At 68.0% G+C, this 26,039-nt stretch carries 25 protein-coding genes; 11 read left to right on the top strand and 14 right to left on the bottom strand.

What is annotated here, in order from left to right; all coding sequences use genetic code 11:
- Window position 1: 1 nt before the first annotated feature.
- Both PBT88_RS15695 and PBT88_RS15690 read right to left on the bottom strand, forming a co-directional pair.
- Complete coding sequence (locus PBT88_RS15695) at window positions 2-406, bottom strand: hypothetical protein (RefSeq protein WP_270076255.1); 405 nt, start codon at window positions 404-406, stop codon at window positions 2-4.
- Between the two features lie 55 nt (window positions 407-461).
- Window positions 462-1,796, bottom strand: coding sequence for a lipopolysaccharide biosynthesis protein (locus tag PBT88_RS15690; protein WP_270076254.1), 1,335 nt, complete (start codon window positions 1,794-1,796; stop codon window positions 462-464).
- Window positions 1,797-2,033: 237 nt separating this feature from the next.
- Between PBT88_RS15690 and PBT88_RS15685 the strand changes: the two genes are divergently transcribed.
- Both PBT88_RS15685 and PBT88_RS15680 read left to right on the top strand, forming a co-directional pair.
- Window positions 2,034-2,636 (top strand): CHAP domain-containing protein, encoded by a 603-nt coding sequence (locus PBT88_RS15685; RefSeq protein ID WP_270076253.1) that lies wholly within the window; start codon window positions 2,034-2,036, stop codon window positions 2,634-2,636.
- Window positions 2,637-2,791: 155 nt separating this feature from the next.
- Complete coding sequence (locus tag PBT88_RS15680; protein WP_270076252.1) at window positions 2,792-4,132, top strand: methyltransferase family protein; 1,341 nt, start codon at window positions 2,792-2,794, stop codon at window positions 4,130-4,132.
- A gap of 64 nt (window positions 4,133-4,196) precedes the next feature.
- On the opposite strand, the gene PBT88_RS15675 is transcribed toward PBT88_RS15680, so the two are convergent.
- Window positions 4,197-4,505, bottom strand: a complete 309-nt coding sequence (locus PBT88_RS15675; protein ID WP_270076251.1) for a hypothetical protein — start codon at window positions 4,503-4,505, stop codon at window positions 4,197-4,199.
- Window positions 4,506-4,569: 64 nt separating this feature from the next.
- Window positions 4,570-4,749 carry a hypothetical protein gene (locus PBT88_RS15670; protein ID WP_270076250.1) on the bottom strand — a complete coding sequence of 60 codons (180 nt, stop codon included), beginning with the start codon at window positions 4,747-4,749 and terminating at the stop codon, window positions 4,570-4,572.
- A 205-nt stretch (window positions 4,750-4,954) separates the two neighbouring features.
- Here PBT88_RS15670 and PBT88_RS15665 point away from each other — a divergent pair, with 205 nt between their 5' ends.
- The gene (locus PBT88_RS15665) at window positions 4,955-5,785 is read left to right on the top strand and encodes a hypothetical protein (RefSeq protein WP_270076249.1); all 831 of its coding nucleotides are present in this window, start codon (window positions 4,955-4,957) and stop codon (window positions 5,783-5,785) included.
- A 141-nt stretch (window positions 5,786-5,926) separates the two neighbouring features.
- Here PBT88_RS15665 and PBT88_RS15660 read toward each other — a convergent pair whose 3' ends face one another.
- Window positions 5,927-7,300 (bottom strand): glutamate--cysteine ligase, encoded by a 1,374-nt coding sequence (locus PBT88_RS15660; RefSeq protein ID WP_270076248.1) that lies wholly within the window; start codon window positions 7,298-7,300, stop codon window positions 5,927-5,929.
- Window positions 7,301-7,341: 41 nt separating this feature from the next.
- Window positions 7,342-8,088: a 16S rRNA (uracil(1498)-N(3))-methyltransferase gene (locus PBT88_RS15655; protein WP_270076247.1), complete on the bottom strand. Its 747-nt coding sequence runs from the start codon at window positions 8,086-8,088 to the stop codon at window positions 7,342-7,344.
- A gap of 110 nt (window positions 8,089-8,198) precedes the next feature.
- Here PBT88_RS15655 and PBT88_RS15650 point away from each other — a divergent pair, with 110 nt between their 5' ends.
- On the top strand, window positions 8,199-8,525 hold the full coding sequence (locus PBT88_RS15650) for a glycine zipper 2TM domain-containing protein (protein ID WP_270076246.1): 327 nt from the start codon (window positions 8,199-8,201) through the stop codon (window positions 8,523-8,525).
- Between the two features lie 17 nt (window positions 8,526-8,542).
- Here the strand turns inward: PBT88_RS15650 and PBT88_RS15645 are convergent, their stop codons facing one another.
- A complete protein-coding gene (locus PBT88_RS15645) occupies window positions 8,543-9,265 on the bottom strand; it encodes an energy transducer TonB (protein ID WP_270076245.1) in 723 nt (240 codons plus the stop codon).
- Between the two features lie 189 nt (window positions 9,266-9,454).
- On the opposite strand from PBT88_RS15645, the gene ubiA reads away from it, so the two are divergent.
- The 4 genes from ubiA to PBT88_RS15625 all read left to right on the top strand — a co-directional run bounded on the left by ubiA (window position 9,455) and on the right by PBT88_RS15625 (window position 13,402).
- A complete protein-coding gene (gene ubiA, locus PBT88_RS15640; protein ID WP_270076244.1) occupies window positions 9,455-10,402 on the top strand; it encodes a 4-hydroxybenzoate octaprenyltransferase in 948 nt (315 codons plus the stop codon).
- Window positions 10,403-10,455: 53 nt separating this feature from the next.
- On the top strand, window positions 10,456-11,802 hold the full coding sequence (locus PBT88_RS15635; RefSeq protein WP_270076243.1) for a TldD/PmbA family protein: 1,347 nt from the start codon (window positions 10,456-10,458) through the stop codon (window positions 11,800-11,802).
- Window positions 11,795-12,583 (top strand): 3'(2'),5'-bisphosphate nucleotidase CysQ, encoded by a 789-nt coding sequence (locus PBT88_RS15630; protein ID WP_270076242.1) that lies wholly within the window; start codon window positions 11,795-11,797, stop codon window positions 12,581-12,583. The genes PBT88_RS15635 and PBT88_RS15630 overlap by 8 nt, the downstream gene beginning before the upstream one ends.
- 180 nt (window positions 12,584-12,763) lie before the next feature.
- Window positions 12,764-13,402, top strand: coding sequence for a L,D-transpeptidase family protein (locus PBT88_RS15625; RefSeq protein WP_270076241.1), 639 nt, complete (start codon window positions 12,764-12,766; stop codon window positions 13,400-13,402).
- A gap of 22 nt (window positions 13,403-13,424) precedes the next feature.
- On the opposite strand, the gene PBT88_RS15620 is transcribed toward PBT88_RS15625, so the two are convergent.
- The gene (locus tag PBT88_RS15620) at window positions 13,425-14,477 is read right to left on the bottom strand and encodes an NAD(P)H-dependent flavin oxidoreductase (RefSeq protein WP_270076240.1); all 1,053 of its coding nucleotides are present in this window, start codon (window positions 14,475-14,477) and stop codon (window positions 13,425-13,427) included.
- Window positions 14,478-14,555: 78 nt separating this feature from the next.
- The gene (locus tag PBT88_RS15615; RefSeq protein WP_270076239.1) at window positions 14,556-15,824 is read right to left on the bottom strand and encodes an aspartate kinase; all 1,269 of its coding nucleotides are present in this window, start codon (window positions 15,822-15,824) and stop codon (window positions 14,556-14,558) included.
- A gap of 69 nt (window positions 15,825-15,893) precedes the next feature.
- Here PBT88_RS15615 and ubiG point away from each other — a divergent pair, with 69 nt between their 5' ends.
- Complete coding sequence (gene ubiG, locus PBT88_RS15610) at window positions 15,894-16,670, top strand: bifunctional 2-polyprenyl-6-hydroxyphenol methylase/3-demethylubiquinol 3-O-methyltransferase UbiG (RefSeq protein ID WP_270076238.1); 777 nt, start codon at window positions 15,894-15,896, stop codon at window positions 16,668-16,670.
- Here ubiG and PBT88_RS15605 read toward each other — a convergent pair.
- Window positions 16,667-17,467 carry an SDR family NAD(P)-dependent oxidoreductase gene (locus PBT88_RS15605; protein WP_270076237.1) on the bottom strand — a complete coding sequence of 267 codons (801 nt, stop codon included), beginning with the start codon at window positions 17,465-17,467 and terminating at the stop codon, window positions 16,667-16,669. The genes ubiG and PBT88_RS15605 overlap by 4 nt on opposite strands.
- 72 nt (window positions 17,468-17,539) lie before the next feature.
- Here PBT88_RS15605 and PBT88_RS15600 point away from each other — a divergent pair, with 72 nt between their 5' ends.
- The gene (locus PBT88_RS15600; protein ID WP_270076236.1) at window positions 17,540-17,977 is read left to right on the top strand and encodes a winged helix-turn-helix transcriptional regulator; all 438 of its coding nucleotides are present in this window, start codon (window positions 17,540-17,542) and stop codon (window positions 17,975-17,977) included.
- A gap of 56 nt (window positions 17,978-18,033) precedes the next feature.
- On the opposite strand, the gene PBT88_RS15595 is transcribed toward PBT88_RS15600, so the two are convergent.
- Together PBT88_RS15595 and PBT88_RS15590 are read right to left on the bottom strand one after the other, a co-directional pair.
- Window positions 18,034-19,449, bottom strand: a complete 1,416-nt coding sequence (locus PBT88_RS15595) for a peptide MFS transporter (protein ID WP_270076235.1) — start codon at window positions 19,447-19,449, stop codon at window positions 18,034-18,036.
- Window positions 19,446-20,117 carry a glutathione S-transferase family protein gene (locus tag PBT88_RS15590; protein WP_270076234.1) on the bottom strand — a complete coding sequence of 224 codons (672 nt, stop codon included), beginning with the start codon at window positions 20,115-20,117 and terminating at the stop codon, window positions 19,446-19,448. Before PBT88_RS15590 ends, PBT88_RS15595 begins: the two co-directional genes overlap by 4 nt.
- 236 nt (window positions 20,118-20,353) lie before the next feature.
- Between PBT88_RS15590 and PBT88_RS15585 the strand changes: the two genes are divergently transcribed.
- Window positions 20,354-20,644 (top strand): GIY-YIG nuclease family protein, encoded by a 291-nt coding sequence (locus tag PBT88_RS15585; RefSeq protein ID WP_270076233.1) that lies wholly within the window; start codon window positions 20,354-20,356, stop codon window positions 20,642-20,644.
- A gap of 214 nt (window positions 20,645-20,858) precedes the next feature.
- Here PBT88_RS15585 and PBT88_RS15580 read toward each other — a convergent pair whose 3' ends face one another.
- On the bottom strand, window positions 20,859-21,506 hold the full coding sequence (locus PBT88_RS15580) for a fumarylacetoacetate hydrolase family protein (RefSeq protein WP_270076232.1): 648 nt from the start codon (window positions 21,504-21,506) through the stop codon (window positions 20,859-20,861).
- Complete coding sequence (gltB, locus tag PBT88_RS15575; RefSeq protein ID WP_270076231.1) at window positions 21,503-26,029, bottom strand: glutamate synthase large subunit; 4,527 nt, start codon at window positions 26,027-26,029, stop codon at window positions 21,503-21,505. Before gltB ends, PBT88_RS15580 begins: the two co-directional genes overlap by 4 nt.
- Window positions 26,030-26,039: the final 10 nt, after the last annotated feature.

The following is a 26,039-nucleotide window of genomic DNA, read 5'->3' as shown; positions in this document are numbered from 1 at the left end:
CTCAGCGGCGGAGCGGCTCGCTCAGCGACATTTCCGAGATCGGCTCGAACCGGCCGAGGGTGCAGCGCACCGATTCGGGATCGCCGCCGATGCCGAGCGTGCCCGAATGGTCCAGCAGTTCGAGGGTGTCGCCCTGGCAGAGCTTGTCCGGATCGGCGCTGTGGAAGTGCAATGTCGAGACGTTGTTGATGTGGCCGAGGCCCTCGCACGGCGTCGGCAGATAGTTGCGATAGGCCTTGCTGCCGCCGACATGGAGGATGAGGTGGGTGTCGGTCTCGGCGGTCTGGTCGCGGATCGCCGATTTGCTGATGCACTGCTTGGCGTTGCGCGGCACCTGTTCCAGCCGGGCGCCGGCGGTGGTCGCGCCGAGCGCGAGGATCAGGGAGCCCGCCAGAACATGTCGCATCGTTCGATCCTTTGCCATTCCACTCTCCCTCGCGATGCCGTGTTACGATTTCGTGTCAGCCGGTGGCGCTGCCCTGCGGCGCCGGCGCATAATCGCTGCGGCGACGGTAGCTGCCCAGCACCGGCACCAGCATGAACAGCGCCAGCGTGGCATTGCCCAGCACATAGGCGCTGCCCGCCCCGGTCAGCCCGAAGGCGTGGGCCAGCACCGAGAGGATCGCCAGATAGACGATCGTCGCCGCCGCCTGCGCCACCAGCGCGGCCCGCTGCCGGCCGACCATGTAGAGCAGCGATTCCAGCGGGAAGCACGCCATCTCGATCATCAGCGAGAACATCATCAGCGTCAGCAGCCCGTAGGCCGCGAGATATTTGTGTCCGAACAGGCCGATGAACGGCTTGCCGCCGAGCAGGATCACGATCACCACCAGCAGCGCGATCCCACCCGAGATGATGCCGGTGCGGATGCCCAGCCGCCACGGATGCTGGCTCGACGGATCGAGCCGCATGATCTCGGGATAGAAGCCCTTGGTCAGCATGTCGGCGGGCTTGCCGGCCGAATCGAGCAGGGTGGTGGCGATCTTGTAGAGGCCGGCCGGCGCTGGCCCGAGAATGCCGCCGACGATGAGGTTGCTGATCGGGCCCCAGCAGGCGTTGAGCGAGACCGCGATGTTGGTGGTCCACACGAAGCTCCACGCATCCGGCAGCCGGCGCGCGACGCCGAACAGGCCGGGGCGGAGCGCATCGCCCATGTCGCGGCGGCGCAATTCGCGGATCGCCAGCGCCCACAGCAGGATGTCGCCGGCGATGTCGGCAATGTACCAAGCGACGATGAAGCCGACGAAGCCGAGGCCGCCGGCATAGGCGATGCCGGCGCCGGCCGCGCGCAGCACCGGCGTCACCAATTGCTGCTGGGCGAGCAGATCGAAGCGATCGAGCAGGCGCAGCACGCCGGTCGGCGTCGCCGCCGACATGGTGGGCACCAGCGTGCAGTAGATCAGCGCCAGCGCGAGATGGGGGCGATCGATCCCGAAGCGCGTCGCCAGCAAGGGCAGGGCGATCATCGCCAGCGTCATCCCGGCCAACCCGCTGGTCAAATCGAGGCCGCAGGCGAAGCGGATCGAATCGCGGGCGGTGCGGGCATCGCCCCGCTGCAGCGCCGGGCCGCCATAGCGCAGGATCAGCTGCCAGCTCTGAAACTTGGTCAGGGCGCCGGCACCCAGCGCATAGGCATGGACCAGGGTCAGCACGCCGAACGTCACCCGATCGAGCGCGTGGCCCGCCAGGATCAGCGCGATCAGGCCGAAGATCGCGCCGATGATCTTGGTCGATCCCAGATAACCGGCATTGCGCAGCACGGCGCGAAACACGCCATCCTTGAACCAATGCTTCATGATTCGCCGTCGCTCGGCCGCCTGCGCTGGGACATGGCGCGATCCTGTCTGCGGTTTTCGCGGTCCTGGCAAGATTGCCGCTCGCTTCGCCGCGACATTGCTGTGCGATGAACCGTGCGGCCATCGGTTCGCCGCACTGCGGCATCGGCCGGTCGAAGAGTCGCCGCCGGTAACATTCCTTAATAAGGAAGGCCCGCTACACCGGCCTCGGGCAAAAGGTTTCGGGGCTTCTGCAGCATGTTCAAACGGTCGAAGATCGCATTGTGTTCCGTCGCGCTCGCGATGGCCTCGGTCGTTTCGGCGCCTGCGGATGCCGCCGGCGGCTCCTTCTGGCAGTGCGTGACCTTCGCCCGGATGTTCTCCGGCATCCAGCTGTTCGGCAATGCCGCGACCTGGTGGAACCAGGCGGTCGGCAAATATAGCCGCGGCGAAACCCCCAAGGAGGGGGCGGTGATGGTGTTCAAGGCGATCGGCTCGATGCGCGACGGCCATGTCGCCACCGTCAGCAAGGTCGTCTCCGATCGCATCATCAAGGTGACCCACGCCAATTGGTCGAGCCCCGGCAAGGTCGAGAGCGACGTCGAGGTGATGGACGTCTCCGCCGGTAACGACTGGAGCAAGGTCCGCGTCTGGTTCAAGAACATCCATGATCTCGGCACCAGCAGCTATCCGGTCTATGGCTTCATCTACGGCGGCAAGGGCGGCAAGCCCGTTGCCGACGACAGCGCCGATGCGTCGAGCGCGGTCGTGGACGCGGTGAAGGCGGTCACCGCGAAGGTCGATCCGGCCAGCTTCAAGGCGCAGCGCGCCAAGGCCCCGCTCGCCGCTCTGATCGGCTGAGCCCTCCCGGCCGGCTTAGGCCGCGTCGCATTCCCTTCTCCGCCCGGCGGACAAGAGGGGCAGGGTTCCGTCCTCTCATGGGGCAAGCGCCCGTCTTCACCGCTTGCTTACGGCTGATGCGCTAGGCAGCCTGTCCTGAACAGGGACAGGATCGCATGATGGACGCCAGCCAGCCGCTCAGCGCGCAGCCTTCGGGGCCGATACCGCGATCGGCGGTGTCGTCGGGCGTCGGGCTGATCGGTCTCCTCGGGCTGGCGCTCTTCTATGCCGCGGCCCGTATCTGGCATTGCGATGCGCCCTGGGTGCCGATCGCCGGCCTTGCCGCCTGCGGCGTGCCGATGATCGCATGGTCGCTGCTGATCGATCGGGTCCATCGCCATCCGTCGACCGGGATCGATTGGGACGGGCCGCCGCGCAGCTGGCGCGACGCCTGCGATACCGCGCTGGTCAAGCTCGCCGGCCTGTGGGCGACATGGGGCGTGCTGGCCTGCTGCTACGCGCTCGGCCGCTGGTATTGGCAGGGCGACTATCTCTACGCGATGGAGGTCTTCTCGGCGGCGCTGGTGCCGCTGGTCGCCCTGTCGATCCTCTACGTGCCGTGGCTCGATCGCCGGCTGATCGATCGCGAGGATGGCGCCTGGGCGGCCGGCCACTGGCTGATGACGTTCGGCCGCGATTTCGATCCGGCGCTCAAGCCGAAGCTCGCCGAACATGCGCGCAGCTGGGCGATCAAGGGCTTCTTCACCGCCTTCATGTTCTCCACCCTGCCGGGCAATTGGGGGGAGGCCATCGCCGCCTCGCCGGCGCAGATGTGGGACGATCCGGTCAAGCTCGCCGAGGCGACGATCGCGCTGATGTTCCTGGTCGATGTCAGCATCGGCACGGTCGGCTATATCCTGACGCTGCGGCCGCTCGACGCGCATATCCGCTCGGGCAATCCGTTCATGCAGGGCTGGACGGCGGCCTTGATCTGCTATCCGCCCTTCATCCTGATGAACGGCGGCGGCCCGCTCGATTACGGCCCCGGCCAGATGGGGTGGGAGCGGATCTTGTCCGATCATCCGCTGCTGCTGCCGATCTGGGCGTTCGCGCTGATCTTCCTCACCGCCTGCTATGCCTGGGCGACGGTGGCGTTCGGCATCCGTTTCTCCAACCTCACCTATCGCGGCATTCTCACCCACGGGCCGTACCGCTTCACCAAGCACCCGGCCTATCTCGCCAAGAATCTCTATTGGTGGCTGGCGGCGATCCCGATGCTGACCTCGACCGGCTGGGCCGACGGCGTGCGCAACACGGCGATCCTGGCGCTGATCAGCGGGGTCTATGTCTGGCGGGCGAAGACCGAGGAGCGGCACTTGCTCGGCGCCGATCCCGCCTATCGGGCCTATGCCGACTGGATGGCGGAGCGCGGCGCGATCACCAAATGGCTGTCGCGCGCGGCGAGGCTCTGGACGATGCGGGCCGCGAACAATGTCTCGGCGGCTCCGGTGGATTAGGGGGGATTAAGGGCGGCGGATTAAGGGCGATGTCGCTGGCCGCAGGGCCAGCGACATCGCGATATCAGCAGCCGTTCTTGCGATTATGCGCGGCGCTGCTGCGCTTGTCGATATGACGGCCGAGCAGGCCGCCGCCGATCACGCCGGCCGCGAGGCCGACCGGGCCGGCACCCAGCGCCGCCGCACCCAGGCCACCCGCACCGGCACCGGCGAGCAGGCCGGTCGTGCCTTTGCTGCGGTGGCAGCGATAATGATAATGGCCGTCCGTGCCGCGATAGCTGTGGGTATTCGTGGCCGCAGCGACCGGGGCGGAGACCGCCACCGGGCTCAGCATCGCCGCCATGGTGGCCGATATCAGCAGGGTCTTGCGCATGGTGTCTATCCTCGAAGTGAATGGCGGCAAGCCAACGTCGCTCCGCCGCAATCGATCCACCCGATCAATAGGCCATCTCGTCATAGATGCGGTCGAGATTGCCCGCCCATTCGCCATGGTAGCGATCGAGCAGCCGCTGCGCCGGCACCTTGCCGCTGTCGACGATCTCGCGCAGCGGGGTGGAGATCCTGATCCGCAAGTCCAGCGACCGGCGCGTGGTGCGGGACGAACGACGCGGTGGCATCGACGCTCAGCGAGGACTTGCTCCAGGTCTATGCGATCCAACCATCGAGACGCTCGGCATTCCGTGAGGCTTCGCGGCCATGTCGATCGGACACCGCGGGGTCCATTCGCTTGCGCTTTGCGGCGAGGATTCTAGACTGGATCGGGGGGTCCATCCTGGCTAACTATAGTGTGTCTCGTGTTGCGGAGCAGTCTTTCATGGCGGCATGCCGGATAACTGGAGCGCGCGGCGTCGTCGGTTCGTGAACGGCGCCCCTCCCGATCGCCGCGCCGGTCTGACGAGGTCGCAAGTCGTCAGTCTGCTGGTGTCCGCGCTCGTTTGGGCAATCATCCTGATTGCCTTTCTGCAGAGCCTCATCGTCCGGTTCACCGTCGTTCCCGAACCGGAGGCCGTCACGGTGGAGCATGAGTTCGCCTTGCTGCCCCCGCCGCCGGTTCCCCGGCCGCCGCTTCCTCCCCCGATCGTGCCGCATCGGCCCCGACCGGTCGCGAGGCCGCTCTCCAAGGGCTCGGCGCCGCCGAATCATGATCGCCGGACGGTCGTTGCCGACGTGCCCGATCTTCCCGTCGTGCCGTTATCGATAGACCGGCCCGTGATGCCGCTTTCCACGACGTCGGCGGTTGTCGGGCCGTCCGCTCCGGCCCAGATCGGCGATAACGGCGCCGGCTCGGGAAGCGGGCCGGGAAAAGCCGCGGGCGACGGACGAGGCGACGGATCGGCGCCGTTCTCCTTTTCGGCGGCAGACTGGATCCGCAAACCCACTGAGGCGGAGATAGCCAAGGTCGATCCGTTCCGGGCGCGGCTCGATCACGTCTCGGGCTTCGTCATGCTGTCCTGCCTGATCGACGATCATGCGCGGGCCAAACGGTGCCACGTTCTGAGCGAGACCCCGCGCGATTACGGATTCGGCGCGGCGGCGCTGTCGCTGACCCACTTATTTCGGGTCCGGGTGGCGAATATCGACGGGACAGACATGAATCGTATCCCGGCGCGTATCCCGATCGCCTTCTTCAACCGGGCGCCGGAGAACAAGTGAGCGCGCCGGAATAAGGCCGCCGTGGGCGCGGTTCTCCGCCTCGTCTTTCCCCACCCGTCACCCTGCCGCGTTCCGGGGCTGCGCTGGCGATGGACGACGGCCGGATGGAAAGCGATGGGAGACGCGCGCCCGATTCGCGCGTCAATAGGCCATCTCGTCATAGATGCGATCGAGATTGCCCGCCCATTCGCCATGGTAGCGATCGAGCAGCCGCTGCGCCGGCACCTTGCCGCTGTCGACGATCTCGCGCAGCGGGGTGAGGAAGCCGGTCTCGTCGTCGCCGGCCGCGTTGAGGCGCCGGCGGCGTGACAGGCCGCCATGGGCGATATCCAGCACCTGGCGGGCGAGATCGCGGAACGACCGGCCGCGCGGCCCCTTGGTGTCGAGCGCGATGCGCGGCACCTGCTCGCGGATCCGGTGATGATCCTCGACCGTCCAATGCTTGACCAGATCCCACGCCGCATCGAGCGCCTGGTCGTCATAGAGCAGCCCGACCCAGAAGGCGGGCAGCGCGCAGATCGTGTCCGACGGGCCGCCATCGGCGCCGCGCATTTCGAGGAAGCTCTTCAGCCGCACCTCGGGGAAGGCGGTGGAGAGATGATCGGTCCAGTCGGCCTTGGTCGGCTTCTCGCCCGGCAGGACGGACAGCTCGCCCTTCAGGAAATCGCGGAACGACAGCCCGGCCGCATCGACATAGCCGCCGTTGCGGAAGGCGAAATACATCGGCACGTCGAGCATGTAATCGGCGTAGCGCTCATAGCCGAAGCCGTCCTCGAACACGAAGGGCAGCATCCCGGTGCGCTGCGGATCGGTGTCGGTCCAGATGTGCGAGCGGTAGGAGAGATAGCCGTTGGGCTTGCCCTCGGTGAACGGCGAGTTGGCGAACAGCGCGGTGGCGAGCGGCTGGAGGGCCAGCGAGACGCGGAACTTCTTCACCATGTCCGCCTCGCTCGCATAATCGAGGTTGGTCTGGATGGTGCAGGTGCGCAGCATCATGTCGAGGCCCAGCGTGCCGACCCGCGGCATGTGGCGGAGCATGATGTCGTAGCGGCCCTTGGGCATGATCGGCAGCTCGGCGCGGGTCTTGTCCGGCCAGAAGCCCAGCCCCAGAAAGCCGATGCCGAGCCTGTCGCCGATTTCCTTCACCTGGGCCAGATGGCGGCCGGTTTCGGCGCAGGTCTCGTGGAGATTGTCGAGCGGCGCGCCGGACAGCTCGAACTGGCCGGCCGGCTCCAGGCTGATCCCGCCATCGGCGCCGGACAGCGCGATGATGTTCTCGCCCTCGTAGACCGGCTCCCAGCCGAACTTGGTCAGGCCGATCAGCAGGGCATGGATGCCGCCCTTCTCCTCATAGGAGGGGGCATGGTGATCGCCCTTCCAGAACACGAACTTCTCATGCTCGGTGCCGATCCGCCAATGGTCCTTCGGCTTCTCGCCCTTCGCGAAGATGGCGAGGAGGTCGTCGCGCGATTCGATGATCGGATCGGCGTCTGCGGAGGAGGTGCGGGTCGACATCGCCGCGCCCTAGCGGTTACCGATTGGTATGAAAAGAGGTGTTAGTTGTCGCTCAGCGCCCAATCGCCGGCCATGCTCATCCACACCGCCGCGGCCGCCAGCGCGGCGGTTTCCGCGCGAAGGATCCGGGGGCCGAGCGAGACGCCGCGCGCCTGCGGCAAGGCCCGGATCGCCGCGCGTTCGGCGGGGTCGAAGCCGCCTTCGGGGCCGATCAGGATCGCCGCCGGGCCGGGAGCCGGGGCGAACCGTTCACCGCCCGTCTCGTCGGCGAAATAGAGGGTGCGATCTTCGGGCCAGTCCCTGAGTAGTCGATCGAGCTTCACCGGCTCGTCCAGCCCGGGCAGCGCCGTGCGGCCGCACTGCTCGGCCGCCTCGATCATATGGGCGCGCAGCCGTTCGAGGTTGAGCTTGTCGACCACGCTGCGCCGGGTCAGCACCGGCATGAAGCGATCGACGCCGAGCTCGCAGGCCTTCTCCGCCATCCAGTCGATCCGCTGGCGCTTGATCGGCGCGGCGACCAGCCACAGATCGGGCACCGGCTCGCGGGGCGCGAGATGGCGCACCATCCGCAGCCGCGCGTCGCGCTTGCCGGCGGAGGACAGTTCCGCCCCCCATTCGCCGCTGCGATCGTCGAAGCAGCGCACCGCGTCGCCGGCCTTCAGGCGCATCACGTTGAGGAGATAATTGGCCTGCCCGGAATCGAGCGTCACTTCGGCGCCTTCCGACAACGGCTGATCGATGAACAGGCGGGGCGCGCTTTCGGGCGGCCAGGCAGGGAGTGCGGGCATCCGCGAGGCTTAGGCGCTCGACCGGGGGCGGTTCAAGCCGGTGATCGGGCGATCAGGCCGAAACCGTTTCGCTCCTTTTTCGTTGGACCGGGGATATGAAGGAGAGTTTGATGACCAAGACAATCACTTTGGCGGCGCTCGCAGCCATGCTCGCCGTGCCCGTAGCGGTGCCGGCACCGGCGCTCGCCCAGCATCAGGACGATCGCGACGCCAATGGCCGCGACTATCATGGCAATGACGGCGATTATCATTATCGCTGCAAGAAGAGCAAGGGCACGACGGGCACGATCGCGGGTGCGGTCGGCGGTGGCCTCGCCGGCAATCTGCTCGGCGGCGGCACGGTCGGCACGCTGGCCGGCGCCGGCGGCGGCGCGCTGCTCGGCCGTCATCTCGACAAGAAGCATGATCAGCATCAGAACCGCGAAAACGGCTGCTGAGCCGGTCATCGTCTCGATCATCGATCGGAGTCTTCGGGGCTCCGATCGATGGACCAGCTATGGGTCTCCTCAACGAAAGAGGGCACCGGGCGGCCGTCCGGATCCAGTGACGGCCTGAAGCGGAAGCGTTGCTGGATCAACTGGCAGGCCAGCTGGTCCAGTTCCGCGCTCCCGCTCGATCTCGTGGCGGTGCATCCGCTCACCCGGCCATCGATTCCCACCCGGTAGCGGACATCCAGCGACGCGCCCCGGTGCGCCGCCTTGATATCCGCGGGCAGATCCGAGAAGGACAATCTGCCCTTGATCTGGCGCGGCGCGATATCGTCGCCGTCGCCCTCTCCGGTGCCGCCACCCCCCGTGCCGTGGCCCTGTCCGCCGGCGCCCTGTCCCGGCCCGGCGCGGTCGGAAGCGCCGTTGGAGGGGGCCATGCCGATGCCGGCCTTGGGCGCGGCGATGATCGGTGGCGGGGCGGGAATAGGAATGATCGGCGGCGGCACCACCACCTTGGTCGCCTCATTATGCAGGTTGCGGGCCGATGGTGCGCGCCTGGTGGCCTTCGAGGGGGCGCGTTCGATACGCGGCTTCGGCGGCGGCGGCGGCGCGGGCGAATGCAAGGCGAGCAGGGTGATCGCACGATCGCGGACATGCCCGAGCGGGACGGTCAGGCCGTAGACCAGCAGATAGCCGGTCAGCGTCACGATCAGGGCCGATATCAGGGCGGCGACCAGCCTCTCTCGCAAGGAACCCTGATATCTGCGCGTCTCTGCTGTCGACCATGCCATGGCCGATCAACGCACGGGACGGCATCTGGAGCCACCGCCACGCCCGGCCCGTGGCCTGCACGCCGGTGGGCGCAGGCGCGGGGGCGATGGTCCGGCGCGGCGCGCTTCCGGCTTTCCTAAACGGGTCGGGTCTGCCATCCGTCCGCGATGATCCCGTCCGATACCTCCGTTGCCGATCATGCCGGCCCCGATAGCGCCGTTCCCGATACCGAGCGGCGCGGGCTGCTGGCGGTGCTGCCGGCCTCGGCGCGGCCCTATGCGTCGCTCGCGCGCTTCGATCGGCCGATCGGGGCATGGCTGCTATTCTGGCCCGGCGCATGGGCGATCCTGCTCGCCGGCGGCCCGCTGTCGCAGGCCGGGGGGCTGCTGCTGCTGTTCGGCGTCGGCGCGATCGCGATGCGCGGCGCCGGCTGCGTCTATAACGACATCGTCGATCGCGATCTCGATGCACGGGTGGCGCGCACCCGCGATCGGCCGCTGGCGAGCGGGCGGGTCGGCCTGCGCGGCGCATGGACCTTCCTGATCGCGCTGTGCCTGATCGGGCTGGCGGTGCTGGTCGCGCTCAACTGGCCGGCGCGGATCATCGCGGTGGCGAGCCTGGCGCCGGTCGCCTGCTATCCGTTCATGAAGCGGATCACCTGGTGGCCGCAGGTCTGGCTCGGGCTGGTCTTCTCCTGGGCGGCGCTGGTCGGCTGGGCGGCGGTGGCGGGCGCCGTGCCGGCGGCCGGGCTGCTGCTGTACGGCGGCGCGATCGCCTGGGTGGTCGGCTACGACACCATCTATGCCCTGCAGGATATCGAGGATGACGTGCTGGCCGGCGTCAAATCGTCGGCGCGGGCGATGGGGCGGCATGTCCGCGCCGGCGTCGCCGGATGCTATGCCGTGGCGCTGCTGCTGTGGGCCGGCGCCTTCTGGCTGCGGCGGCCCGATCCGCTGGCGCTGCTGGCGCTGCTGCCGCTGGCGCTGCACCTGATCTGGCAGGTGGCGACGCTCGACGTGGCCGACGCCGTCGGCGCGCTCCGGCGCTTCCGATCGAACCGCAACGCCGGCGTGCTGATGGCGCTGGCGGCGCTGGTCGTGGGCAGCGCGGGGTAGACGTCAGGCTTGGTGGGGTAGACGGAGCGGCACCGGCTACCTAAGTGCCGGGGATGCTGACCGTTGCCGAAGCCCAGTCCCGCGTCCATGATCTCGTCGCCCAGGCCAAGCGCGCCGGTGCCGACGCTGCCGACAGCCTCTATGTCTGCGCCGAATCGACCGCCGTTTCGGTGCGGCTGGGCGCGCTGGAGGATGTCGAGCGTTCGGAGGGCGAGACGATCGGCCTGCGGCTGTTCGTCGGCCGTCGCTCGGCCAGCGTCTCCTCCTCCGATCTGTCGGCCGATGCGCTCGCCACCCTGGTCGATCGCGCCGTGGCGATGGCGCGCGAAGCCCCCGAGGATCACTATGCCGGCCTCGCGCCCGAGGATCGGCTGCTCACCGGCGCGGCCCCTTCTGTCGATGGCGACGATGGCGTCCATGTCTCCCCCGAGGCGCTGCGCGCACGCGCGCTGGCGGCGGAAGACGCCTCGCGGGCGGTCGCCGGCGTCACCAACAGCGAGGGCGCATCCGCCAGCGCCGGCCGTACCATCGTCGGCCTCGCCACCAGCCACGGCTTCACCGGCGGCTATTCGACCAGCGGCCATGGCTGCTCGGCCAGCGTGATCGCCGGCGAGGGCGGATCGATGCAGCGCGATTACGCGCACCGATCGGCGCGCTATCTGGCGGACCTCGAAGCGGCCGAAGCGATCGGCCGCCGTGCCGGCGAGCGGGCGGTGGCGCGGCTCGATCCGGCCAAGCTGGCTTCCGGGGCGATGCCGATCCTGTTCGATCCGCGGGTCGGCGCCAGCCTGCTCGGCCATTTCGCCAGCGCGATCACCGGCTCCGCCATCGCCCGGCGGACCAGCTTCCTGCTCGACGCGCTGGAGACCCAGGTGTTCGCCGATGGCGTGTCGATCGTGGATGATCCGCTGCGCCTGCGCGGTCTCGGCTCCAAGCCGTTCGATGGCGAGGGCCTGCCCACCGCGCGGCGCGAATTGATCGCGGACGGCGTACTGACCGGCTGGCTGCTCGACAGCGCCTCGGCCCGCCAGCTCGGCCTCCAGCCGACCGGCAACGCCCAGCGTGGCGTCGGCGGGCCGCCCGGCGTCGGCATCACCAATTTCTATATGGAAGCAGGGCCGCTCTCTCCCGCCGAACTGATGAAGGACGTCAAGCGCGGCCTCTATGTGGTCGAGATGATGGGGCAGGGCGTGAATGGCGTGACCGGCGATTATTCGCGCGGCGCCTCCGGCTTCCTGATCGAGGATGGCGAGATCGGCCCGGCGGTCGCCGAGATCACCATCGCCGGCAACCTCAAGGACATGTTCCGGGCGCTGGTGCCAGCGAGCGACCTGACCTTCGATCGCGCCACCAACGTACCGACCATCCGCATCGACGGGATGACCGTCGCCGGTGCCTGATACCCTCCTCGATCGGGTGGCGGCGGTGGCCGCCGAGGCGGGCGCCCTGGCGCTCGCGCGATCGGGGCAGGGATTTGCGCGCTGGGAGAAGAGCGGTGGCGAGCCGGTGTGCGAGATCGACCTCGCCGTCGACAAGCTGCTCCGGGAGCGGCTGACGGCGATCGATCCGGCGGCCGGCTGGCTGTCCGAGGAAAGCGTGGACGACAAGGCGCGGCTGGCGGCGGAGCGCTGCTGGGTGGTCGATCCGATCGACGGCACCCGCGATTATCTGCGCGGCCGGCCCGGCTGGGCGATCTCGATCGCGCTGGTCGAGGCGGGGCAGCCGGTCCTCGCCATCCTCGATGCGCCGGCGCGTGGTGAACGCTGGACGGCGCAAGCGGGCGAGGGCGCGCGGCGCAACGGCCTGCCGATCGCGGTAAGCCCGCGCGACGCCCTGGCGGGATCGCGGGTGCCGGCCGACCAATTGCCGCGGCGCGACAGCGATCTGGTTGCCGTCGCCAAGCCCAATTCGATCGCGCTGCGCATCGCAATGGTGGCGGCGGGCGAGGCCGATCTGGTCGCCACGCTGCGCTGGGGGCATGAATGGGACATCGCCGCCGCGGTGCTGATCGCATCGGAGGCCGGCGCGGCGATCACCGATGCGCTGGGCGCGCCGCTGGCCTTCAACACGCCGAGCGCCGAAGCCTTCGGCGTGCTGGTCACCGCGCCCGGCATCCACGACGCGGCGGTTGCGCGGCTGGCCGCCTATGCCGCCATTGCGGAGCGCGTCGGCGCGCGCTGACAGCACCCAGACGACATTTCGCGGTCGTCAACAAAAATCGACTTCATGTCCGCTGCAATGCGGCACTTATCGCCGATCGCCGCGTTGGGTTCCCAGTTCATCATCACGACGATCGGCATGACGCCGGGAGATCTGCTCCCGCGAATACTGGCCGTCGTTCTTCATCGAAGGGGATCGCCCATGCGCCGGGTCGCCTTGCTTCTTGCCGTGCCCTTATTGGCCGCCACGCCTCTATTTGCCGCCGTCGCGCAGGATGCGGCGCCGAGCAGCCTGGATTCGTCGGCGGCGCCGCTCACCATCGCCGATGCCGACACGCTGAAACCCGGCAGCTATCTGTGGCACCCGGAGGTCGCGGCGGCCGGGCCGATCGGCATGGTGGTCGATCTCCAGCGGCAGGTGGCGTTCGTCTATCGCGGCGACGCGCTGATCGGCATCACCACCGTCTCCACCGGCCGGGAGGGGCACGAGACGCCGCTCGGCACCTTCCCGATCCTGCAGAAGCAGGTCGAGCACAAATCCAACCTCTATAACGCCGCGCCGATGCCCTATATGCAGCGGCTGACCTGGGACGGGGTGGCGCTCCATGCCGGCGGCGTGCCGGGCTATCGCGAGTCGCACGGCTGCGTGCATATGCCGGTCGCCTTCGCCAAGGCGCTCTACGGGCAGACCGATCTCGGCGCGGTGGTCGCGATCACCGAGGATGGCACCACCATGGCGGACGCGCTCCCGGCGACGCCGCAGGATGCCCCGGCCGATCCGTCCGCCCCGATCCTCGACGATCAGGCGACGCCGACCACGGTGGCCAGCGCCGCGCCCTGAATCCGGCCGGCCAGATGATGGCTCAGCCGCCCGAGCGGCGCTCCAGCGCATGGGCGCCCTCATCGATCAGGCGGGCGAGGATATCGGCGATCGGCTCTTCCTGGCTGACCATGCCGACCGACTGGCCGGCCATCACCGACCCGTTCTCGACGTCACCCTCGATGACCGCGCGGCGCAGCGCGCCCGCCCAATAATGCTCGATCTGGAGCTGGGCCTCGATCATCTCGACCTTGCCCTCGTCGAGCAGCTGGGCGACTTCGCGCTGCTTGGCGGTGAACAGCTCACCGGCGGCGTTCTTGAGCGCGCGCACCGGGATCACCGGCAGGCGCGGATCGATCTGCACCGAGGCGACCGCTTCGCGCGCCGAGGCGCGGATGAACGCCTTCTTGAAATTGGGGTGCGCGATGCATTCGGTGGCACACACGAAGCGCGTGCCGAGCTGTACGCCGGCCGCGCCCATCTCGAGATAACCGGCCATCGCCTCGCCCCGGCCGATGCCGCCCGCCACGAAGACCGGCACCTTGTCCGAGATTTCGGGCAGCATCTCTTGCGCCAGCACGCTGGTCGAGACCGGGCCGATATGGCCGCCGGCCTCCATCCCCTCGATCACCAGCGCGTCCACGCCCGAGCGGATCAGCTTCTTGGCGAAGGCGAGCGTCGGCGGGAAGCAGATCACCTTGGCGCCGGATGCCTTGATCCGATCGATCGCGCCGGCCGGGGGCAGGCCGCCGGCCAGCACGACATGGGTGACGCCATGCTTCGCGCAGACGTCGATCAGGTCGGACAGCATCGGGTGCATGGTGATCAGGTTGACGCCGAACGGCTTGCTGGTCAGCGCCTGGGTCGCGACGATCTCGGCATCGAGCAGTTCGGGCGTCATCGCCCCGCAGGCGATCACGCCGAAGCCGCCGGCATTGGACATCGCCGAGACGAGATGGCGTTCCGACACCCACGACATCGCACCCGCCATGATCGCGACCTCGCTGCCGAGGAATTCGGTGCCGCGCGTCATCAGGCGGGCGAGGCGGTCATGGCCGATGGCGGCAGGAGGAGCGGTGGTTTCGAGCGTTGTCATGGAAGCGTCCATAACCATCTCGTCATCCCAGCGGAAGCTGGGATGACGGAAGAAAAGCTGACCAGCTAAGCTCGGTCTTTACGCCGCGTCGTCGGCGTCCAGCCCGTAGGCGGTGTGCAGCACGCGCACCGCGAGTTCGGTATAATCCTGGTGGATCAGCACCGAGACCTTGATCTCCGAGGTGGTGATTGCGAGGATATTGATGCCGCGCGCGGCGAGTGCCTGAAACATCGTGGCGGCGACGCCGGCATGGCTGCGCATGCCCACGCCGACCACCGAGATCTTGCAGACCTCCGGGTCCGAAATCAGCTTCTCATAGCCGATCGTCGCCTTGGCCTTCTCCAGCACGTCGAGCGAGCGGGCCAGTTCGGCGCCGGGCACGGTGAAGGTCACGTCGGTCGATCCGGTGTTGTGCGCGATGTTCTGCACGATCATGTCGACGTTGATCGAGGCCTCGGCCAGCGGATTGAAGATCGACGACACCGCGCCGGGGCGATCGGGCACGGCCACCAGCGTGATCTTGGCCTCGCCGCGATCATAGGCGATGCCGGTGATGAGCTGCTGTTCCACGTTCGAATCTCCGATCTCGTCCCTAAGTTCGTCTTCGCCGACCACGAAGGTGCCGGGGGTGGGTTCCTGGTCCGGATCGCCGAAGGAGGAGAGCACCTGGACGCGCACCTTCTCCTTCATCGCGAGGCCGACCGAGCGGGTCTGGAGCACCTTGGCGCCGACCGAGGCGAGCTCCAGCATTTCCTCATAGGTGATCTTGCCGATCTTGCGCGCGCGCGGGACGATGCGCGGATCGGTGGTGTAGACGCCATCGACGTCGGTATAGATGTCGCAGCGATCGGCCTTCATCGCCGCCGCCACGGCGACCGCCGACGTATCCGACCCGCCGCGGCCCAGCGTGGTGACGCGGCCATCCTCGGTCTGGCCCTGGAAGCCGGGGATCACCGCGACCTCGCCCTGGGCGAGGCTGGCGTCGAGTGCGTCGGTATCGATCGTGGCGATGCGGGCGGAGGCGTGCGCGTCCGACGTGCGGATCGGCAGCTGCCAGCCGAGCCAGCTGCGTGCCGGCACCCCGATCGCCTGCAACGCGATCGCCAGCAGGCCGGAGGTCACCTGCTCGCCGGCGGCGACGACGACGTCATATTCCTTGGGATCGTAGAGCGGCGAGGCCTCGCGGCAGAAATTGACCAGCCGGTCGGTCTCGCCCGACATCGCCGAGACGACGACGGCGACCTGCTCGCCCTTGGCCCATTCGCGTTTCACCTGCCGCGCCACGTTGCGAATGCGCTCGATGCCCGCCATCGACGTGCCACCAAACTTCATCACGATACGGGCCATGCGACTGCTCGAAAGTTGCGGCGGGAATTGCCGTTGGGAAAGAAAGCGGCGCCCTGTTAGGGGGAAGCCATGACCGACGCAAGCCATGTGACCGCCCCCGTAACAGACCCCGTAACGGGCTCCCCCACCACCACCATCGACCCGGCCGAGGCCGCGCATTTCGGCACGCTCGCCGCCGAATGGTGGGATCCCAAGGGCTCGTCCGCGATGCTCCACCGGCTGAATCCGGTGCGGCTCGGCTTCGTGCGCGAGATGGTGGATCGCCATTTCGGGAGCGACCGCACCGAGCGGCGGCCGCTCGCCGGCAAGCGCGCGCTCGACGTCGGCTGCGGCGCCGGTCTGCTGACCGAACCGCTGGCGCGGATGGGGGCGGCGGCGACCGGGCTCGATGCGGCGCCCGAAAATATCGCGGCGGCGCAGGTCCATGCCGCGGGGCAGGGTCTGGCGATCGACTATCGCGCCGGCAGCGTCGAGACGCTGGGCGGGGACGAGCGCTTCGATCTGGTCTGCTCGATGGAGGTGGTCGAGCATGTCAGCGATCCGGCGGCGTTCGTCGCGGGGCTGGCGCGCGCGCTGGCGCCGGGCGGGCTGATGCTGCTGTCGACGCCGAACCGCACCGCGCTGTCCCGCCTCGCGCTGATCACGGTCGGCGAGGGGCTGGGGCAGATTCCCAGGGGCACGCACGACTGGTCCAAATTCCTCCAGCCCGCCGAACTGGAGGCATTGCTGGCCGGTGCCGGGCTGACCGTGGTGGAGACGCGCGGGCTGTCGTTCGATCCGATGAAGGGCTTCATCCTCTCGAACGACATCCGCATGGATTATCTGATGGCGGTGGTGGCGGCTTAAGCCGCCACCGTCTCCCGATAGCGCGGGGCGACGTCGCGCTTGGAGAGGTTGGGAGCCATGGCGAGCCGCGCGGCGGTCAGCGCCGTGAACTGGCCCTCGTCGGCGAGCGGCGGGATCGTCACCGTCTCGCGGCGATCGAAGCCGACCAGCGCCGCATCGACCAGATCGTCGACCGCCATCACCATCTCGGCCGGGAAGGCATCGATGTCCTTGCCCGAACGCTCCCAGATCTCGGTGCGGGTCGCGCCGGGCAGGACGGCCTGCACATAGACGCCCCTGTCGGCCAACTGCGCCGCCATCGATTGGCTGAGATTGAGCACATAGGCCTTGGTGCCGCTGTAGATGCCGTCGAACATCTCGGGTGCGAAGGCGAGGACGGACGCGATGTTGACGATCGCGCCGGCGCCCCGGGCGACGAACGTCTTGCCTGCGGCCGAGGCGAGCCGCGTCGGCGCGGTGATGTTGAGGGTGATGATCCGGGCGAATTCGGCCGGCCCATTGTCGAGGATGCCGCCGTTCAGCGACATGCCGGCATTGTTGATCAGCAGCGCGATATCACCCTGGGCGAGGCGGGCTTCGACCTTGGCGGTGTCGGCATCGGCGGTGAGGTCGGCGGCGAGGATCTCGACGGCAACGCCGGTTTCGGCGCGCAGGCGTTCGGCCAGCGTCTCCATCCGTGCGGTGTCGCGGGCGACCAGCACGAGGTCATGCCCGCGCTTCGCCAGCCGATCCGCATAGACGGCGCCGATGCCGCTGGAAGCGCCGGTAATCAGGGCGGTGCCCGTGAATGTGCTCATGTCCGTATCTCCTGCTCGACTCGATCCGACGAGTCACTTGCATTTTGATAGTTATGTCGCTATCATTGTGCAATGGACATCGAGAAATATTCCGCCGGGCCGTGCCCCATCGGCCGGGCCTTGCTGAAGGTGGGGGACGCCTGGAGCATGATGATCCTGCGCGATGCGGGGCAGGGGGCGACGCGCTTCGATCAGTTCCGCACCTCGCTCGGCATCGCGCCGAACATCCTCACCCGCCGGCTGGCGGCGCTGACCGACGCCGGATTGCTGGAGAAGCGCCGCTATTCCGAACGGCCGCCCCGCGACGACTATGTGCTGACCGACAAGGGGCGCGATTTCCTCCCGATCCTGCTGGCGATCGGCGCCTGGGGCGCGAAGCATCATGGCGAGGGCGGGATCCATCGCGCGATCGATACGGCGACGGGTATGGCGGTCTACCCGATCGTGGTCGATCGCACGAGCGGGCGGCCGCTCGGCGAGATGGCGCTGGGGATCGTGCAGCCGGAGTGAGGCTGGACAATCCACGGGGGCAGGATGCGAATCCGACCGAAGCGTAGCGATCGCCGTCAGGCGGTCGCCGGGGACTCCGGATCGATCGCCGGCGCGAGCAGGCGGCCGGCGACGCCGCGCACGACCAGCAGCACCACGACCGCCGCGGCCATCAGCACGGCATGGAGGCCCCAGAATTCGAAGCCGCTCATCCGGTCGAGCAACGTCGCCAACTGGGCGACGATCAGCCCGGCGATGAACAGGTTGAGATAATAGACCGCCATCATCGTGCTGCCGATCGCCTTCGGGCTGGCGCGCGAATAGAGGGCGAGACCGACCGGGAAGATGTTGGCGAAGCCGACATCGTTGAAGAAGTGGAATGCCACCGCCCAGGCGAAGCTCACCTTCTCGCCGGTCGCCGCCTCGTGGAGCGAGGCGAGCGCCAGCGTCGCCGGTGCCAGCGTCGCGATGATGCTGCCGATGGTCAGCTTGGTGAGCTCGTCCGGCTCCTTGCGGCGCGTCGCCCACCAGCGCCAGAAGGCGACCGATCCCACCATCGTCACGAACGACATCGCCGCGTCGAACGAGATTAGGAAGGTGGAGGGCATCTCCCAGCCGAAGAAGCGCAGCTGGTAATGGGCATCGCCCCACAGCTCGTAGGCGGCGAATAATTGCTGATTGCCGACCGCGGTGAAGGCCAGCACCGGCACCAGCAGGGCGAGCACGGCGATGCGCTTGCCCTCGCCGGCGACCAGTTTCGGCCGGGGCTCTGCGAGGCTGCCCGCGATCCGGGCCGGTTCGGCCGGCAGCCAGCGGCGGCCGGACAGATAGACGATCAGACCGATCAGCATGCCGACGCCGGCCGCGCCGAAGCCGAAATGCCATGCCACCTTCTGGCCGAGGCCGCCGCACACCAGCGGCGCTGCCACCACCGAGATCTGGATACCGATCATGTAGATCTGGAAGGCGTCCGCCCGGCGCAGGTCGCCCGGCGCGTAGAGATCGCCGACCTGCGCGGCGATATTGCCCTTGAACAGCCCGACGCCGACCAGCAGGCAGGCCAGCGCGATCAGGAAGGTCTGGTCGAACGCCATGCAGAAATGGCCGAACGCCATCAGCACCGCGCCGATGGTGACGGCGCGGGTGCGGCCGATCCAGCGATCGGCGATGATCCCGCCGGCGATCGGGGTCAGATAGACGAAGCCGCCATACAGCCCGGCGATCGCGCCGCCCATCGTCAGCGGCGAGAGCGGGCCATAATGCCCCTCCAGCATCGCGCGGAAGCCGCCAAAGCCCCAGATGCGCTCGATATGGCCGGGCTGGAACAGCTGATATTTGCCGTACAGCGCCAGCAGGGTCGCCATGCCGTAATAGGAGAAGCGCTCCCACGCCTCGGCGAAGGAGAGATAGCCCAGCCCCCGCGGATGGCCGAGAAAGGCGCGGTCGGACTGATATTCGAGCGCGGGGATCGCGGGGGCGTCGGCGGTGCTCATTCCCAGAAATCGACCTTGTCGTAGTGGGCGGGCGGGCTGATCACCTCCATCCGTTCCGACAGCATCGGGCGGAAGGAGGGGCGGCTCTTGAGGCCCGAATACCATTGCTTGGTCTGCTCATGCCCGCGCCAGTCGATCCCGCCGAGATAGTCGGCGACCGAGATATGCGCGGCGGCGGCGAGATCGGCGAGGCTCAGCACCGGGCCGCCGAGCCAGCGGCGGTGATCGAGCAGCCAGTCGATATAGTCGATATGGCCGTTGGCGTTCTTCATCGCCTCGCGCAGCATCTTGGCGTCGGGCGAGGTGCGGTGGACGAGGCGCTTGAGCATCCGCTCGTCCATCAGCGGCTTCACCACCTCGCCATAGAATTTCTCGTCGAACCAGGCGACGAGGCGGCGGATCTCGGCGCGCGCGGCGGCATCGCCCGCGATCATCGGCGCGCGATCGATGGTCTCCTCGAAATATTCGCAGATCGCCCAGCTGTCGCAGAGCTTGAGCTGGCCCTGCACCATCACCGGCGTGGTCGCGGCCGGATTCAGATCGACGAACTCGTCGCGGCGCAGCCACGGCGATTCGCGCACCATCTCGTAACCGACGCCCTTCTCGCCGAGCATCAGCCGGACTTTGCGGGAGAAGGGGCATAATGGGAATTGAAGAAGTTGCCACATGGTCAGCCCTGCTTAGGGGCGAGCGCGGCGGGGGGGAAGGGGGCGCGTTGTGGGCCATGGGGTCATCGCCGGATGGTCGTCGCGAAGGGTGATGTGGGGGTATGCTCATCGCCGGTGCGAAGGCGCGCTGGTGATGACGGGACGTGGTGGATAGCGATTGATCTCGGTCGCGTCACCCCGGGCTTGACCCGGGGTCCAGCTTGTCTTCGCTTTCCATGCGAGGGATGGGAACGGATATGACGACCGGCGGCTGGGTCTACATGATGGCAGGTCGTTATCGCGGCACGATCTACGTTGGCGTCACAGCCGACCTTCGTGCGCGGGTCGGCCAGCATCGCAGCGGTGACGGATCCGATTTTTGCAGACGCTACGACCTCACTCGCCTCGTCTGGGCCGAGCGTGGCGACGACATAACGGCCTGCATCGCACATGAGAAACGGCTGAAACGCTGGCGGCGAGACTGGAAGTTTGCATTGATCGAAAGCGGGAATCCAGACTGGCAAGATCTGTTCGCCACGTTCGCCTGAAAGCAGCTGGACCCCGGCTCAGGGCCGGGGTGACGATATAATCAAATGTCCGCATCTGGGCGGGAGCAGTTATTCCATCTTCTCCGTCATCCCGGACTTGATCCGGGATCCCGCTGCTTGCGTGTCCCGCCAAAATCCAAGGAGCTGGCCCCCGGATCAAGCCCCGGGGTGACGAGATATGGGCGACAGCCGAGCTTTCCCGGCGGAGAACCGCTCAGTCGAAGCGCAATTCGATCGGATCGAGGCCGTCGATCGTGCCGACCACGCTCTCGCCCGGTCGGATCGGGCCGACGCCGGCGGGCGTGCCGGTGAAGATCAGGTCGCCCGGCATCAGCGTGACATAGCCGGCGATCGTCGCGATGATCTCCGGCACCGACCAGATCATGTCGGCGAGATGGCCGCTCTGGCGGGTCTTGCCGTCGATGGTCAGGCTGATCGCCGCGCTCGCCGAGGGCAGGGGGCCGACGCGGAGCGGGCCGATCGGGGCCGAGCGATCGAAGCCCTTGGCCATGTCCCACGGGCGACCGAGCTTTTTCGCCTCGGCCTGGAGATCGCGGCGGGTGAGATCGAGGCCGACCGCGCAACCGAACACCGCCAGCCCCTCGCCGAGTGCCACCACCAGCTCGACCTCATGATGGAGGTCGGCGGTGTGCGACGGGAAGGGCAGGGCGCCGCCGGCGCACACGGCATCGGCGGGCTTGGTGAAGAAGAAGGGCGGCTCCCGATCGGGATCATGCCCCATCTCGCGGGCATGATCGGCATAGTTGCGGCCGACGCAGAAGATGCGCCGCACCGGGAAGCGCTCCGCCGATCCGGCGATCGCGATCGAGGGTGGGGTGACGACGGGAAGCGTCATGCTCATTCCGCTGCCACCGCCGTCTCCTCGTCGGAGAGCGGCTGCTTCAGCCGCGTCACCATCTCCTTGGGGCAGACCTGCCAGATGCGCTGGCGCCAGTGCGCCCAGTCGGCGAGCACGGTGTGCGCCCACTTGCTGTCGGTACGCCGGGCATGTTCCTCGATCAGCGACTTGGCGACATCCTCCCAATGGGCCGAGGCGAAACGCTGCCAGAGGATGCTTTCCGGGTTGGCGTTATGCTCGAAATGGCCGTCCTCATCGAGCACGAAGGCCATGCCGCCGGTCATGCCGGCGCCGAAATTCTCGCCGACTGCACCCAGGATCACGGCGTTGCCGTTGGTCATATATTCGCAGCCATTGGCGCCGCAGCCCTCGACCACCACGTCGGCGCCGGAGTTCCGCACCGCGAAGCGCTCGCCGGCCTGGCCCGCCGCGAACAGCCGGCCCGATGTCGCGCCATAGAGCACGGTGTTGCCGACGATCGCATTCTTGCGGCTGTCCAGCGGCGAGGAGACGGTCGGCCGCACCGCGATGATGCCCCCCGACAGCCCCTTGCCGACATAGTCATTGGCATCGCCGAACACCTCCAGCGTCACGCCCTTGCACAGGAAGGCGCCGAGCGACTGGCCGGCCGAGCCGCGCAGGCGGACATGGACGTGCCCGTCCGCCAGATGGCTCATCCCGAACTTGGCGGTGACCTCGGCCGAGAAGCGGGTGCCGACCGCGCGGTGGGTGTTGCGCACCGAATAGGTCAGCTGCATCTTCTCGCCGCGCGCGAAGACGGGGGCGGCATCGCGGATCATCTGCGCGTCGAGGCTGTCCGGCACCTCGTTGCGATGCGTCGGGATCGAGAAGCGGCGCTGGTCGTCCGGCGCATCGACCTTGGCGAGGATCGGGTTGAGATCGAGATCGTCGAGATGCTCGGCGCCGCGGCTGACCTGGCGGAGCAACTCGGTGCGGCCGATGATCTCGTCGAGCGAGCGGACGCCGAGCCGGGCGAGAATCTCGCGCACCTCCTCGGCGATGAAGGTCATCAGGTTGATCACCTTTTCGGGCGTACCGACGAACTTCTGGCGCAGCGCGTCGTCCTGCGTGCAGACGCCGACCGGGCAGGTGTTGCTATGGCACTGGCGGACCATGATGCAGCCCATCGCGACCAGGCTGAGCGTGCCGATGCCGAACTCCTCGGCGCCGAGGATCGCGGCGACGACGATGTCGCGCCCGGTCTTCAGGCCGCCATCGGTGCGCAGCTTGACGCGATGCCTGAGCCCGTTGAGGGTCAGCACCTGGTTGGTCTCGGTGAGCCCCATTTCCCACGGCGTGCCGGCATATTTGACCGAGGTCTGCGGGCTGGCGCCGGTGCCGCCGACATGGCCGGCGACGAGGATGACGTCGGCGTGCGCCTTGGCGACGCCGGCCGCGACGGTGCCGATGCCGGCCGACGACACCAGCTTCACGCACACCCGCGCGCGCGGATTGATCTGCTTGAGGTCGTAGATCAGCTGCGCCAGATCCTCGATCGAATAGATGTCGTGGTGCGGCGGTGGCGAGATCAGCATCACGCCGGGCGTCGAGTGGCGCAGCTTGGCGATGAACTCGGTGACCTTGAAGCCGGGCAGCTGGCCGCCCTCGCCGGGCTTGGCGCCCTGCGCGACCTTGATCTCCAGCTCTTCGGCCGATCCCAGATATTCCGCCGTCACGCCGAAGCGGCCGGACGCGACCTGCTTGATCACCGAATTGGCGTTGTCGCCATTCTCATAGGGGGTGTAGCGCGACTTGTCCTCGCCGCCTTCGCCCGAGACCGCCTTGGCGCCGATCCGGTTCATCGCGATCGCCAGCGTCTCGTGTGCTTCCGGGGAGAGCGCGCCGAGCGACATGCCCGGCGTCACGAAGCGCTTGCGGATCTCGGTGATCGCCTCGACCTCGTCGATCGGGATCGCCTCGCGCGCCCAGTTGAACTCGAGCAGATCGCGCAGATAGACCGGCGGCAGATCGCGCACCCCGCGCGAGAATTGCAGATAGGTCGAATAGCTGTCGGTGCTGACCGAGCTTTGCAGCAGGTGCATCAGCGTCGCCGAATAGGCATGGGTCTCGCCGCCGGCGCGCTGGCGGTAGAAGCCGCCGATCGGCAGCGTCGCCACCGAGGCGTCGAACGCCTTTTCGTGCCGTTCCAGCGCGTTGACCATCAGCGAGGCATAGCCCTCGCCGGAGATCTTGGCGGGCATCCCTGGGAACAGATCGTTGCACAGCGCGCGGCTGAGCCCGACCGCCTCGAAATTATAGCCGCCGCGATAGGAGGAGATCACCGAGATCCCCATCTTGGCCATGATCTTGAGCAGGCCGTCGTCGATCGCCTTGCGGTAGCGCTTCAGGCATTCCTCCAGCGTCCGCTCGCCGAACAGGCCGCGCGCCTGGCGGTCGGCGATCGAGGCCTCGGTCAGATAGGGGTTCACCGTCGTCGCACCGACGCCGACCAGCACCGCGAAATAATGGGTGTCGAGGCATTCGGCGGAGCGCACGTTGATCGAGGCGTAGGAGCGCAGGCCGCGCCGGACGAGGTGGGTGTGAACGGCGGCGGCGGCCAGCACCATCTGGATGGCGCAGCGATCCGGCCCGACATTCTCGTCGGTAAGGAAGAGCTCGGAACGGCCCTCGCGCACCGCCTGCTCGGCCTGGCGGCGGATCTCGGCGATGGCGGCACGCAGCACGTCCGGCCCGCCGGCGGGATCGAAGGTGCAGTCGATCTCGGCCGCGCTCGCGCCGAAATGGGCCTTGAGCGTCGCCCAGTCGGCCGAGGTGAGGACCGGGGAGGGCAGCACCAGCACATTGGACTGGACCGGCCCGGTATCGAGGATGTTGGCCAGATTGCCGAAGCGCGTGGCGAGGCTCATCACCCGCGTCTCGCGCAGGGAGTCGATCGGCGGGTTGGTGACCTGCGAGAAATTCTGCCGGAAGAACTGGCTGACCACGCGCGGCTTGTCCGAGATGACGGCGAGCGGCGTATCGTCGCCCATCGATCCGATCGCCTCCTTGGCGTCCTCGACGGCGGGCGCGAGGATCAGCTCCATATCCTCCATGGTCTGCCCGGCGGCGACCTGGCGGCGGATCAGCTCGGCGCGCTCGAAACGCACCGCATGGTCGCCCTCGGGGACGGGGAGATCGGCGAGGGTCTTGAAGTCCTTCACATAGTCGCCGAACGGATGCTCGCCGGCGAGGCGATCCTTCAGCTCGCCATCGGTGAACAGCCGGCCCTCGTCGAGGTCGACCGCCAGCATCTCGCCCGGCCCGATCCGGCCCTTGGCGATGATCGTGCTCTCCGGCACGACGACCATGCCGGTCTCGGAGCCGACGATCAGCAGATTGTCGGCGGTCAGCGTGGTGCGCAGCGGCCGCAGCGCGCTGCGGTCGACGCCGGCCACCACCCAGCGGCCATCGGTCATCGCGAGCGCGGCCGGGCCGTCCCACGGCTCCATCACCGAGGCGTAATAGGCGTACATGTCCCGATGCTCGGGCTTCATGGTGGTGGCGTTCTGCCACGCCTCGGGAACGAGCATCAGCTTGGCGGTCGGCGCGTCGCGGCCGGCGCGGCAGATCGCCTCGAACACCGCGTCGAGCGCCGCGGTGTCGGAGGCGCCGGCCGGGATCAGCGGCTTGATGTCTTCGGAATGTTCCCCGAAGGCGATCGCCGCCATCTTGATCTCGTGGCTCTTCATCCAGTTCTTGTTGCCGCGAACCGTGTTGATCTCGCCATTATGGGCGAGGGTGCGGAACGGCTGGGCCAGCCACCATTGCGGGAAGGTGTTGGTCGAATAGCGCTGGTGGAAGATCGCGAAGCGGCTGGTGAAGCGCTCGTCCATCAGGTCCGGGTAGAAGACCGACAGCTCCTCGGCGAGGAACAGCCCCTTGTAGATGATCGAGCGGCACGACAGCGAGCAGATGTAGAAGCCCTGGATCTGGGCCTCGATCACCTTGCGCTCGATCCGCCGGCGGATGAGGTAGAGATTCTTCTCGAACTCGGCCGCATCGACCGAATCCGGGTGCGGGCCCTGGATCATGATCTGCTCGATCTCGGGGCGGGTCTGGAGGCCCTTCTCGCCGATCACCGCGATATCGACCGGCACCTGGCGCCAGCCATAGATCGCATAGCCGAAATCGATGATCTCGCTCTCGACGATGGTGCGGCAGGCCTCCTGCGCGCCGAGATCGGTGCGCGGCAGGAAGATCATGCCGACGCCGAGGCGGCCGGAACCGGGCTTGTGCCCGCCATTCTCGATGGCATCGTCGAAGAAATGGACCGGCAGCTCGACATGGATGCCGGCGCCGTCGCCGGTCTTGCCGTCGGCATCGACGGCGCCGCGGTGCCATACCGCCTTCAGCGCATCGATCGCGGCGGCGACGACGCGGCGCGAGGACTGGCCGTCGGTCGCGGCGACGAGGCCGACGCCGCAGGCATCGCCCTCGAACTCGGGGCGGTACATGCCATGCTCGGCGAGGCGGGCATGTTCGGGGGTCAGGTGCGCGTAGGACATGATCGTCATC

It is taken from the genome of Sphingomonas abietis (genome assembly GCF_027625475.1).
Classification (GTDB): domain Bacteria; phylum Pseudomonadota; class Alphaproteobacteria; order Sphingomonadales; family Sphingomonadaceae; genus Solisphingomonas; species Solisphingomonas abietis.
This window is presented reverse-complemented; position numbering and strand designations above follow the sequence as displayed.